We start from the raw sequence: 12,080 nt of genomic DNA, 5'->3' as shown, positions 1-12,080 counted from the left end.
ATCCCTCCTTTATAGTAAGGTGTTTAACTGATTGCCATATACCTTCATTACATGAATAGTTTTGATTATTGTACTCATCTAAAAATACCAACCTTCTTGTACGCTTATAATTTTATTATGGGAAAAAAGGTTTAAATGGGACTTAACTACTTCTTAACTATGTGAATGTACTGTTTCTTCCTCTAACATGACGTTTTCACTTAAAAAATAAGCGGCATACGTACGTATATTTCGACTAACGTTTTTAAACGCGAGCTGAGAAAACGTCATCTTCTTTCTTCTTTTTCACTATAATAAAAAAAGAAAAAGGAAAACATCGAACTTTCTTACATACATTCGTGCATTCTTACAGTTTTGTCATTTTTCTCGTCATTTTGTAAATGTGTTCATCGCCTTGCCTTTCGCTATTTTCAAAAACTCTTGTAACTCTAGGTTTATATTCGTCTTTCGGTATGCAACGGCTAGTTTCGCAACAATTTTAGAATCACATATTTCTTTGTAGACAACTTCTGATTGATATAATTTATTTGCAGACACCTATCCGCTGTTAATTAAATAAGAAAAATTATATGTTTCTAATACATGTTTTTGATCGAGCTTTAATTTAAACCTACAAAGAATTAAGGAAAGTACCCAAAACGGCCGTTTATGGGACTTTACTTATTTCTACCCAAATAGAGAAAAATACTATTCAAATTCAGTTTCAAAACTCATTACCAAAAATAAAAGCTCCTAACATATTAGTCATATATAATATGTTAGGGGCTTGATATTTTAAGTGTTTTTTGGAATTAGGTCTTGATAACGTATGCTAAGGAATAATAAAATTAAACAGACTTATTTTCGTTTTTCTTTATGTCAATACCTAATTGATCTACTTCAAAGCCTTTTCAATCCTATAAACGTATATTTACATTTTATTTTCCCGATATATAAGTAACCGCTATACAGAATACAACACGACCTGTACTTGCTTTCTCTCTTTATTTTAACCCTTGCACTTAGCAGGCATTTCGTATTCGCTTCGTTATAGCTAACTCCTAAAATATAATCTACTGCTTTCTGTGCTTGACTGGCTGCTTTAACGATTACTGTTTTATCATCTCTTAAATTTCGTAACCAAAACTGTATATAAGCCGCTGAGTTATCAAATGTTATATCTACGAACCCTGCTAATCCAGTTAACATACTCGCTCCAATTTTTATCAAGACCTAAATAGCAAAAAATCATAAAAGATAAAGGGTGATACATATTAGTCATGTATAATATGTATCACCCTTTTTCACTTGCACAACTTTCATCATTGTCTTTTTTATTTGGCTATGTTAAATAGCGTTGTTAATACTTTCCGTTCTCTGTCGAAGAAACTTATGATAAACTTAAATTATCAATTTTTACCAAATTCGCATGTGTTATTAATGGATAGAGGAGGTTATGGGATGAAGGAAAATTTAAAGGTAGCATGGATACTTTCGTGGTTTGCCCTTTTAGGTCAGTTGGTATTTTTTATAGGAGTATCGTTACTCACTGAAGATTGGCGGTATGTAATGTGGAGTTTTATGGTCAGTATGATTGTAGGAGTTCCAAGTATAATTCGCACTTATAAGTCCCAAAAAATTGCTGATACAAAAAAGTAGAAGGTTCAGTTACACCTATCCTTCTATTATATCAGCTAAGGAGTTCCCTCACTGTTCAATATACAGAGTCTTTAATGGAATAAGAAAAGAAACTTCTGGAAAAATTAGAGTTGTTCGTTTAAAAAAATGTATTAGACTCAACATTATTACTACAACAGCTTTGCATCGCCTAAAGACCGGTAATCTATACAATAATAGTTTTAGATTAAGTACCGTCATACTTACCTTTAGCTATATAAAAAACAAAAGAAGTATTAGACTAGGAATTGTATTCTTGCAACGGGAACCTGTAAAAAACACTTCCCTCCAGTCTAATACTTTCTTTTAATAGTCTAAAACATTTTTTAAAGGGGTGCTGCCGCATCGCCATCAACTTAAGAAATTAATTGTTCCCCAAAACGAAATTATCCCTATATGCAATTTATCATTTAAAAACTACGCAAATTATCTCCTAAAGTTACAAGTATGAAAGAAAGATTTTCTCTTTTAACCAAAAACGGTCGTATACCTTCAAGTTTTCCAGCTGAACAAATGATGAGTTTTGGATATGGGACACCAATGAAGCGAGCTGGTCAGCCGTATGAACTTGTCCCAGCGTATGTATACTTAGCCAGTGATGATTCAAGTTATGTCACTGGTCAAATAATCCATGTCAATGGGGGAATGAGAATAAGCAGTTAAAGACGCCATAAAAGGATGATGGAAGCCGTTTCCTAATTGAACGAGCCGACCTCCCCTTAAACCGCCATAAGTATACTGCAGAGGAAAAATTCACCTTATGGGGCACACTTTCGGTGGTTTACCAAAGAGGGTCTCCCTTTTCAATGAGATTACGTTTTCAAACTGTAATCATTCCAACTCTTCTGCTTGACATTAAGATTTTTCATCATTCTTTATAGCTGACATATCTCCTTAATAAGGTATTATCTTCTCTACTCCTACATTGTTAATCAATAAATCATGAATTGATGGTGCTACAAATACAGTTTCGTCAACATCTAAATCATTAAAATCAACTATATATAATCCAAACCCATTTTTCCCATTAAAATATATTAACGTTCTACCACCTTCATCATCACCAATTGCAAGAGAGTTTGGAATATACTTTTGAATAAAATAAGCTTCATTCAATTCTACACAACCCGAAGCTCCCCAAATACGAATATACATTTCATTATCTATATTAATTTCTATATCTGAACCTACACGAATTATATCTATATATTCTATAGGTATATCTATTGTTGAAAATTCCTGAAGTTCCTTAATTTCTTCTTCTGTAGATGCAGCTCTACTAACATCAATCCTATACATGCTACTCATATTAGCCAATACATTCATTAAAAATCAATCTTCCCCTTTCACTTCAATTATCCTACTAGCCTCACGGTCTTCCCCTGAACCACCATTCCCTTTTCTCATCGCAAGTGAAGCCTTAAGCTCCTTGATCTCATCATTTATTTTTCATCGTAATAATATTTTAAAAAATCCCCATTATTCCCTCTTTTAGCATATCCACTTATTTTTCCAGTTTCGAAATTATATTCTAACGTTTTAGTTTCATATTCAAATCTCATTACTATTGAAACTTTATTATTATCTTTCCATGAAATTTTATAACGATTTGAATGATTAGACTCTATATAGTTAGCTATACTTACTTTTGTTGTTTTTACTCCCCCTTCCTTTTCCTTAAAGTAAATTTTCACTTCTGTATTACCCGAAATATGTCCGTATGCGATTCCTCTAATGTCTAATTGATTCAATTAGTTTGGTGATGTATCTTTAAAGTTGTTTAGTTCTTATTGGCCTACGGTGCAGGTTAGTTGAAAATGCTTTTTTGATTGGAACATATATACAAAATTCATATTCATTTAAAAGTGGAATGAAAAGCAATACTAACCCAGCATAAATTGAAAAAATGTATATTCAAAGCAATTATTAATAGCATTAACAAGAAATTTGGTGGTGCATTTTGTTATGTATAAAAGTTTTATTATTTGTTTTAGGTATATCATAGCATTATAAGGTTCATGTAATATCGAAGTAAGATTCATATATTTTAAGCAATACATAAAATAACAATTTGGAGGAGATTTATATGATTAAAGGAGGGACTGAATACTTACGTGTTGCTGTAAAACAAAGTTAAGCTGCTTTAAAAAGTCGTACCGTTAATCGAAGAAAGTTTGACTGTTTATAAAAAAAGATGTAGTAGAACTTTTATTCCATTAAGATTAAGAATATTTATACGTGTTATTACTAGGATTAAGGAGAAAGTTAAAATGAGACTAGAGAGTGAGAGGATTTATTTAAGATCTCTTTGTGAGTTAGATGCACCCACTATATTAGAAATCACAATGGATGAAGAAATACGTTATATGACTGGAACCAAGCCTAATTTTTCATTAGAGCAAATTAAGACACATATAGACAATATAAATAATGATTCAAGTCGCTATGATTTCGCTATTTGTTTAAAAGGCACTGACGAAATGATCGGAGAGTTATCGGTTTTGGATATCGATGAGGAGAATCAAAGAGCAGGATTCAGAATATCGATGGCTTCCATTTCATTAACAGGAAAAGGATACGGAACTGAAGCGATCAAAAGAGTTCTAAGTTTTGTTTTTGAACAACTCAAATTAAATCGTTTACAGTTAGAAGTATTTAGTCATAATTTACGTGGAATTAGAGCGTATGAAAAGGTTGGGTTTGTAAAAGAAGGAACCTTACGCCAATCCTTATATTATAATGATGAGTACTCGGATGAAATTATTATGGCAATACTTAAAAGTGATTATAAAAATATGCAATTGTAATAGTCTTTTTTGTGAATGAATGTACTTAAACTATCTATCAGGTGCTTTAGTCGAATAAGAATTAAACAACTTTAAAGAGTCTTACTACAATAAAATGTAATAAGACTCTTATTTTTTCATGTCAAAATTAAATAACTTTGTTATCACTTTACCTCATAAGCTGTTTTATGTTTCATCATGCCATAGATACATTTGTATTATCTACCACACATTTATAAAAGCAGTTAGAACAACATAAGGCTGTATGACTTATGTTGAATTCTATTGACTCTTTCATATATCGGTCATAATCTTGAGGGAACATAACTACGAATATACGAAATACAAAATCACCATCAAATTCACGTCCGTTTTAATATTCTTTACCAACGTTTAATAGGAAAAGGTGAATTTCACTGTAGGTTTATGAATAATTCATCGTACTGATGACATATATCGGTTATATAAGTTAGAACATTCTTTCATACAATCCCAATATATATTTCTAATTTCCTCATTTGGACATAATTTTAGATAACCTTCATTTTCTAATATGGAAATAACAGGTCTCATCTCATAATAATATCCATAATTTTCTCCTTGTGTTAAAAGTTTTTTGTAGCCTTCCAATATTTTAATATAATTGTTATCTATCAAACGATAGTTACATTTTGCTAACTCTGAATAATAAAACCTATTAATTTCCCCTGACATATATGTAGAAAGAGATTTTTCGTCATTTCCGAAATAGGCAGAACTGGCTTGAGAATAGTAACAATATCTACCATCTCTATGTAACGTTTTAAATATTCGGAATTTATTCCATTTTTTTACTTCTTCATAACGAAATCCTAATGCGTTATAGTCATTTGAAATCATAACAGGTCTTTGCTTCAATACATAATCGAGAATAGCAACATTCAATTCACTTACATCAAGATGGGTAATCGAAGCCCAACAAATATAATTATTATCCATTCTCCCTATCATACACACTTCTTTATCAGGACTAACATAAATGTCAAAGGAAACTTCTTTATCATCTATTTTATAATTAGGTTTCATACAATTATTTCGATTAACTAAATTATATTCTTCCATATCCAATATCCAAACCTTCCTGAAAAACTTTTGACCCATCGAGATTTAACTCAGTAAATTCTTTTCAACCTAAAAATAATCTTTCAACTTCAATAATTTCTTGTTCATCTAAAGATTCATCTGAAAAAAGCCACTTTTTTAATCCCATAAAATCTCCTTTCTCCTAAACGTATTTTGGTAATACAACCTTTTAATTTAACAATACAACACGTTTCATCGGTAATAACAAACCATATGAATCCATTTTGATTTTTCGACATATAACTGTTAATCAACATTAGCGATTCTTAATACCTCTCCTAATTCACCTAACTGTTTTAAGTTTTTTATAGCCAACTCAACAGGAATGTCCTTCATCAACACAAATGGTAACTGTTTTGATCCCTTTAACAAATCAAATAACCCTCTTTTAATGTGAAATACCTCCTGTATCTTCTTTAAATCCACAACTCCTCCAATTGGTGAACGAATTAATATAAGATTGCAAAGCTTTTCTTTGTGCATTTCTTGCTTTTCATTCACAAATTCAACATCTATCGCTCCATCATTTATCCACTTTACAAAACTCTCGCTAACTGTGGTAGCAAAAGCTGGATTCATTACCGCAGAATCAACCTGTAATAATTCGGTTGTGTCCTCGTTTGCTTCCATTAATAAAAACTTTCCTCCGCCTTTACTTCCTACAGCAATATACCCTTCTGCATATTCACGTACCTCATATGTTGTATTTCTTTCATTAATTATATCAATACCAAATATAATCACACCCTCGTCAGTTACAAACCCATTCGTGTACTGTAGCAACTGTTTATAAGAGCTCGGTATTATTAACCCCATTCGTTCTTCAGTCTTTTCAATCTCAGCTTCATCAACCGCAGGAAATAATTCGAAAGTTGATAATTTTTGAAAGTCTACCATTTAAATCCTCCTAATCCAGTGAACTACCCGCCACTTAACACTGAACTGTACCCCTAATCATGGACTTTTTTAAGTGTCCACGATTCGGGTACAGTTCAAGGATGTCAAACAGAGAAACTTTTTATTTCAAAAAGGAAATCATAATTCCCTCTAATTTTTTTGATCTTCTGGTACTAAATGTTCAGGCTTCCCTACAGCACTTATCTTTTTATCAATAAATTACTCCCACCTAAAATTATATACATTTAGGTTAATGGTGATGTAGCACTACCTCAAAATACACCCTACTCATTTATTAAATATTATTGGCACATCATCAATACATCTCTTCCAAATCATATGATCATACCCATCCCCCCAATAATCCTTCAGCAAATAATCAGGCTCTCCAAATTTCTTCTTCCATACCTTCTGTGCATTTGTATATCCACTATCTAAACAAAATTCTTTAATTCCCCTGCTTAACAAAGTAAGAAACATTGCATTTAAAAGTAAATTTCCAATACCACGTCTTTGGTAATTAGGGTGTACAAACACAGTTCCTATCTCAGGTGAATCTTTTAATTCTTTATTCGTACAGTTGTTAATTAGTTCACTAGGTGGACCATATTCAATTGTACTGATAATTTTATTACAGTTTGTATCTACTGCTATCAAAAAGTATCGATTTTTCCCGTTGCTATTCATATCACATTTCAAATATTCTTTCTTAATTTCAATTTCATTTTCTATAGCATCAAGTAGTTCTGATAAACCTTCTCTAGCAAACGTATCTTTAATCGTTGTAACAAAAAATTGATTTATCTCTTCAATGTCCTCATTGCGCGGTCTCCTTATCTCAACAGTGCACACCGAAAATCACTCCCCATTCTTTGTTTCGCTTTTATTTCAAACTAACTCTTAATTCATTAAACCAGCGAGCACAAGCAATTGTTTCTTTAGCTACTCGTCCATGACTTTCAAAGTACCACCAAGATGAAAGAATACAATGCGATAGCCCCCACGATAGAATTCTTTCTTTGTCTAGTTGAAGTTCTTCTGCTAATTGTTGCACACGATTTGCTAATACCTTCTTAGGATTTGTTTTATTAAATAAGTGATTTCTTAAGTACGCAATTGTTTCATATTCCGCTTCACCGATAACACCTTTTGGATCAATTGCAACCCACCGATCCTCTCCCATACATAAAACGTTGTCATGATGCAAATCACCATGAAGCAAAAGCGGCTTAGAAATTGTTTTGATTAATTGTGGAAATAAGTCTTCTGCTTTTTCGACTAGATCTTTTGGTAAGGGCCCCGTTTCACCATCAAAATGTACTCGTAACCGCTGCAATCCATTTGCCCATTGTTCAATAGAAGGGAATGTATGCTGAGCAGGAACTGGTTTCCAAAGTTTTTTCATCGTTTTCCCTATAATATTCGTTGCTTTTTCTTCATTATCTATATGTGCAAGTGACATGCCAGGCTTTAAATATTCTAATAGAATAAATCCAAGCTCAAGATCTGAATCAAGTAATGTCACTGTTCCCTCTCCTTGAAAATAAAAGAGCGCTTCTATTTCGTTCTTCAAATCCTCACTCGGAACACCGAGTTTTAACACAACATCTTGTCCATTTTCTTTTTGTGCTAGACTAACATAGTTATAAGATAGATTGGAAAACGGCTGAATGATTTGTAGTGATAATTTTTCTTCAATCTCTTGAATCGTAATCGGAAATTTTTCGATCCATTGCTGTCCTCGTTCTCCGTGAACATCTTGTATAGTCGTTTTAAAAGATGAAGGCATGCATAACATTATTTATTCAACTCCTAAATTCTCTTTTAGATCAAAATACGCATCCCGTAGCCATGGATGAATAACTTTTAGGCTCTCCTTCTGCTCCCATAAAAATGAAATATAAGCAAAACTAGCGTGTTCTAATGATAATTCTAACGCTTCTTTAATTTCTGTAATATATGAAGGCGTTCCACTTTGGTCCCATTCAATTTTATCTGCAACAAATAACACCATATCTAAAGGTGTCGCATTTTTCCTTAATGTTGTATGAAAGCCAATTGCGTCTAATATCGTTTCGTTTTCCACCTTAAAAATGTCATTTGCAATTCTTTTTGATAGTTTTTGATGAATAATCATTGGGAAAATTCTTTCTTCTTGTAATACTTCAATTTGCATTTGCTCAGCTACTTGAATACGCTGATCATTTGGGATAATGGCGCTAATATCATGGAGATAACCAGCAATTGCTGCTGCTGCTTCATCTAATTCAAATCTTTTGGCGATTCTTTTTGCTTCATTTGCAACCCTTACAGAGTGCTCATATGTGTGAGGTTTATTATATTGTTCTAGCAGTCGTTGAATGTCTAGCTCCCAATCTCCTGTTAATGAAATAGTATTGATCATTTGGTTCATTCTCTACTCCCCCTAAAAACACTTATAGTTTCTTATTTTTTATTCTAGAAATATAGAAAGAATCCTTTTCATTACGTTACATGAAATTTTTAAATACAAATTTTGTAAAGGTGTGTACACACTAACAAATGTACTTTTCTTTTTATTTACTACAAAAAATACAACTCTTATGTCATTTATTTTTACATTCTGTCCTTTAAACAAGAATCAGCAATTGATATGATGGAAAAATAAGGTGCCGTCAGAGAAATGCGAAATGTTGGCGGTACCCCTATTTAAAGTATCGTATACGTAGCTTTCACTGTATTTCAATAACAGCTAGGGGACGCTTCAATCGTTTGCAGTAAAGCAAGCGCAAATAATAATGAAGATAGTGACTCCTCTCCTCCGGATACACCGCTTCCGACCTTGCCGCCTCGGCCTTTTGTGCTAATATCCTCCATTTTGCCGCGATTATTTGTGTCCATATCCCACTCTACCTTACCCTCAAAGGGAAATTGTACCATTAAAAATAAAAAGTAAAAAAAAGACCAATGCACCCATTGGTCTTCCCTTACTTCCCTATTCACAAACAAGAATTTGCCGAGAAAAGTTTCCTTTTTTTGTTACGCAGCGGTCTGTAATTTCAAATCCAATTTCTTCGATCATGTGATCCATTGTTTCGCTTGTTACAACTACTACTTTTTTTGCAATACGGCGCGCATGTTTTAAAATCGAGAATTGATCTTCTGGTGTTGCGCACGTAAATAGATTGTACGGCATATCGATAATTGCTACATCGTAGTTTGTCTGAATGTCTTCGATAGGTCCTACCGTTACGTCTCCTTCAAAACCAAAATGCGCGATGTTTTCTCTTGATCCGATTACGACAAGCGGGTTAATATCACGGCCAACGATGTCAATGCCCATAGAGAGTGCTTCTACCACTACCGTTCCAATACCACAGCATGGATCGATCGCTTTGACTCCATCAGGATTTGGCACAGCGATATTCGCAACAGCTCTCGCTACACGTGTGCTTAGTGACGTAGAATAGCTGCGTGGTTTTTTCACGTGATGGAACCAAACAGCCTCGCTTTCCATATATGTTCCGAAGTACCAACGTCCGCCAATGATTACAATGCCAAATACACGCTCTGGATGATGCACATCGGCTTCACCTTCAATATGCATGCCGATATCTCGCTCAATAAGGCGGCGTTCTCCGTATTCTACTTTTTTCGATTTATCAAGATCATTAATTTTAACGAAGATGACTTTGAACGTGGATCCAGACAAATCAATCTGTTCGACCTGCTTCAAAATATCTGACAGTTCATCTCCTTCATACATTACGTCAATCCGTTCTTTAATAAACGGGCTTCGGCTCGGATCAATTTTGATTGTGCTTTTCAATATATTAGAGTGCGATTCCGTTCCAAAAAGTGAGCGCATCTCCATATAACATAAAGAACGTTCCTCTTCGCGAAATGCATACGTATATATATACGCCGGTGTTTGGCTATGATTATCCAATCTATTCCCATCCTTTATCATATCAAATTGTTCTTTCTCTCAAATAATATCCGTATCATTGTGCAATGTAATGTTGCAAGCGGTAAAAAAGGACTAATAAGCCGAGGCAAAGTTGTCTTATTTTATTAGTCCTTTTTATGAGCTTTTACTTCTTTAAAGAACACTTTGTCTACATTATATTTCGACTTTTGTTTATTAGCGATATATGTTTCATAAATTTCTCTTTCCATCGCGTTTTCTACAAGACAAACATCAATTTTGATTACTTCATCTCTATGGTCTTTGATTACTGATACAGTATCTTCAAAATGTTTTTTTATTCTTGGTCTTAACTTTCTTGCCTTACCAACAAACATTAGTTCATTCTTGTTGTTATAAAACATAAAGATTCCACCTTTATCTCTAGGAATTAGGTGAAAATCAGTAAACCCATACATATTACTTAGTTCCGGATCTTTCTGTTTCGTAATTGTAATATCGGGTCTAGGCGCTTTAATTGTAATCACGATTGCTCACGTCCTCTTTCTATATAAAGTAAAATGATATCACAGGCTTCAAGTAAAATCTATTGTAGCTTCCCTCTTCATTGTTGGCAGGACCCCTTATTAATCATTGGGGTATGTGAAATTATTATATTGATAATAAAAAAGCTCCCTGTATGGCCATGCCCATCAACTTAAGAATTCAGAATTACCCCAAAACGATAAAAATGAACGGTCTTGTAATAAAAAACAAATCCGTAATACTAGGAGATTCCTTTTCAATGGCTATATTGAGAAATATGTGTATAAAACAGTATTTAAATTTAAGTATGATACGATTATAGCAAGGGTTTTGAGAACATAAAAAAGGAGTACCTCCCAAAATTCTTGTATAATGGTAGTTACGACACAAACCAAACCAAGAAAAGAGGTTGGCTCCCTATGTCTATTATACGACAAGAAAGGCTGTGAAGTTATTTGAGAGGTTATAAAGCAATGCTATTTGATTTAGATGATACCTTACTTAATAGGGATAAGGCAGTAGATAAAATGTTTTTAATTATTTTAGAGAAATGTTATGGAGATGTTAAACATTCAGCGAAAAACAAAATGCTGCAAAAATTCAAAGAATACGATAAAAGAAGCTATGGCGATAGTAATAAAATAATAGTTTTGGAATCATTTTTTGATGAGTTTCCACCAAAATATAGATTGCCACGCAATTACCTTCAAGATTTTTGGAATAGTAATTTCCCTCTTTGTTTTTCTATAAACCAAAATACTATAAATATCGTAAATGCTATAAAGATGCATGTTAAAGTTGCCATTATAACAAACGGATCAACTCAGAGACAAACAGCTAAAATAATTAACACTCATTTAAATAGTTGTTTTGATATAATAATTATTTCTGAAGAAGTGGGATTTAGTAAACCTGACAAACGCATATTTGAATTAGCATTAAATAAGCTTAATGTGCAACCAGAATCTGCATTATTCGTTGGAGATGACATAGAAAAGGATATTGGTGGTTGTCAAAATGCAAATATAAAGGGCATATGGTTCAACCCTCATATGATCAAGAATGATACCGAAATAAAACCATATGCTGAGATTAATTCTTTTGATAGATTATTAAGTTATTTTACATAATAAGTAGAATCAGACGTTGTTTTATTTCACAATATTTTTATAATGAGTAAAAATATT

Annotated in this window: 13 protein-coding genes and 3 pseudogenes; 4 read left to right on the top strand and 12 right to left on the bottom strand. The window is 32.9% G+C overall.

Annotated features, from left to right (window positions below; genetic code table 11):
• Positions 1 to 369: 369 nt before the first annotated feature.
• Both BM211_RS26700 and BM211_RS26695 read right to left on the bottom strand, forming a co-directional pair.
• Positions 370 to 537 (bottom strand): annotated as a pseudogene (locus BM211_RS26700) (LysR family transcriptional regulator); the annotation flags it as partial.
• Between the two features lie 342 nt (positions 538 to 879).
• Positions 880 to 1,209, bottom strand: coding sequence for a zincin-like metallopeptidase domain-containing protein (locus BM211_RS26695; RefSeq protein ID WP_218160789.1), 330 nt, complete (start codon positions 1,207 to 1,209; stop codon positions 880 to 882).
• A 231-nt stretch (positions 1,210 to 1,440) separates the two neighbouring features.
• On the opposite strand from BM211_RS26695, the gene BM211_RS06865 reads away from it, so the two are divergent.
• The gene (locus BM211_RS06865; protein WP_035430060.1) at positions 1,441 to 1,638 is read left to right on the top strand and encodes a hypothetical protein; all 198 of its coding nucleotides are present in this window, start codon (positions 1,441 to 1,443) and stop codon (positions 1,636 to 1,638) included.
• Positions 1,639 to 2,142: 504 nt separating this feature from the next.
• Positions 2,143 to 2,319, top strand: a pseudogene (locus tag BM211_RS06860) (SDR family oxidoreductase); the annotation flags it as partial.
• A 231-nt stretch (positions 2,320 to 2,550) separates the two neighbouring features.
• Here the strand turns inward: BM211_RS06860 and BM211_RS06855 are convergent.
• On the bottom strand, positions 2,551 to 2,982 hold the full coding sequence (locus BM211_RS06855) for an SMI1/KNR4 family protein (RefSeq protein WP_035430061.1): 432 nt from the start codon (positions 2,980 to 2,982) through the stop codon (positions 2,551 to 2,553).
• Between the two features lie 116 nt (positions 2,983 to 3,098).
• Positions 3,099 to 3,407, bottom strand: coding sequence for a hypothetical protein (locus BM211_RS06850; protein WP_090995989.1), 309 nt, complete (start codon positions 3,405 to 3,407; stop codon positions 3,099 to 3,101).
• A gap of 519 nt (positions 3,408 to 3,926) precedes the next feature.
• On the opposite strand from BM211_RS06850, the gene BM211_RS06845 reads away from it, so the two are divergent.
• The gene (locus tag BM211_RS06845; protein ID WP_035430064.1) at positions 3,927 to 4,463 is read left to right on the top strand and encodes a GNAT family N-acetyltransferase; all 537 of its coding nucleotides are present in this window, start codon (positions 3,927 to 3,929) and stop codon (positions 4,461 to 4,463) included.
• 414 nt (positions 4,464 to 4,877) lie between these two features.
• Here BM211_RS06845 and BM211_RS06840 read toward each other — a convergent pair whose 3' ends face one another.
• The 8 genes and pseudogenes from BM211_RS06840 to BM211_RS06805 all read right to left on the bottom strand — a co-directional run bounded on the left by BM211_RS06840 (position 4,878) and on the right by BM211_RS06805 (position 10,895).
• The gene (locus BM211_RS06840; protein ID WP_197059918.1) at positions 4,878 to 5,549 is read right to left on the bottom strand and encodes a hypothetical protein; all 672 of its coding nucleotides are present in this window, start codon (positions 5,547 to 5,549) and stop codon (positions 4,878 to 4,880) included.
• 261 nt (positions 5,550 to 5,810) lie between these two features.
• Positions 5,811 to 6,461: an SMI1/KNR4 family protein gene (locus BM211_RS06835; protein ID WP_035430066.1), complete on the bottom strand. Its 651-nt coding sequence runs from the start codon at positions 6,459 to 6,461 to the stop codon at positions 5,811 to 5,813.
• A gap of 288 nt (positions 6,462 to 6,749) precedes the next feature.
• The gene (locus BM211_RS06830) at positions 6,750 to 7,313 is read right to left on the bottom strand and encodes a GNAT family N-acetyltransferase (RefSeq protein ID WP_035430068.1); all 564 of its coding nucleotides are present in this window, start codon (positions 7,311 to 7,313) and stop codon (positions 6,750 to 6,752) included.
• Between the two features lie 31 nt (positions 7,314 to 7,344).
• Positions 7,345 to 8,250: an aminoglycoside phosphotransferase family protein gene (locus BM211_RS06825; RefSeq protein ID WP_218160788.1), complete on the bottom strand. Its 906-nt coding sequence runs from the start codon at positions 8,248 to 8,250 to the stop codon at positions 7,345 to 7,347.
• Between the two features lie 12 nt (positions 8,251 to 8,262).
• On the bottom strand, positions 8,263 to 8,874 hold the full coding sequence (gene yqeK, locus BM211_RS06820; protein WP_090995982.1) for a bis(5'-nucleosyl)-tetraphosphatase (symmetrical) YqeK: 612 nt from the start codon (positions 8,872 to 8,874) through the stop codon (positions 8,263 to 8,265).
• Positions 8,875 to 9,194: 320 nt separating this feature from the next.
• A pseudogene (locus BM211_RS06815) lies at positions 9,195 to 9,392 on the bottom strand (hypothetical protein); the annotation flags it as partial.
• Between the two features lie 43 nt (positions 9,393 to 9,435).
• On the bottom strand, positions 9,436 to 10,389 hold the full coding sequence (locus BM211_RS06810) for a TRM11 family SAM-dependent methyltransferase (protein ID WP_035430079.1): 954 nt from the start codon (positions 10,387 to 10,389) through the stop codon (positions 9,436 to 9,438).
• A gap of 125 nt (positions 10,390 to 10,514) precedes the next feature.
• On the bottom strand, positions 10,515 to 10,895 hold the full coding sequence (locus BM211_RS06805; RefSeq protein ID WP_035430082.1) for a nucleotide excision repair endonuclease: 381 nt from the start codon (positions 10,893 to 10,895) through the stop codon (positions 10,515 to 10,517).
• Between the two features lie 471 nt (positions 10,896 to 11,366).
• Here BM211_RS06805 and BM211_RS06800 point away from each other — a divergent pair, with 471 nt between their 5' ends.
• Positions 11,367 to 12,023 carry an HAD family hydrolase gene (locus BM211_RS06800; RefSeq protein WP_141771599.1) on the top strand — a complete coding sequence of 219 codons (657 nt, stop codon included), beginning with the start codon at positions 11,367 to 11,369 and terminating at the stop codon, positions 12,021 to 12,023.
• The last annotated feature ends 57 nt before the right edge of the window (positions 12,024 to 12,080 follow it).

It is taken from the genome of Bacillus sp. 491mf (assembly GCF_900112415.1).
Taxonomy (GTDB): domain Bacteria; phylum Bacillota; class Bacilli; order Bacillales; family Bacillaceae_G; genus Bacillus_A.
Note: the sequence above shows the minus strand (reverse complement) of the source record. Positions and strands in the feature narration are given on the sequence as shown.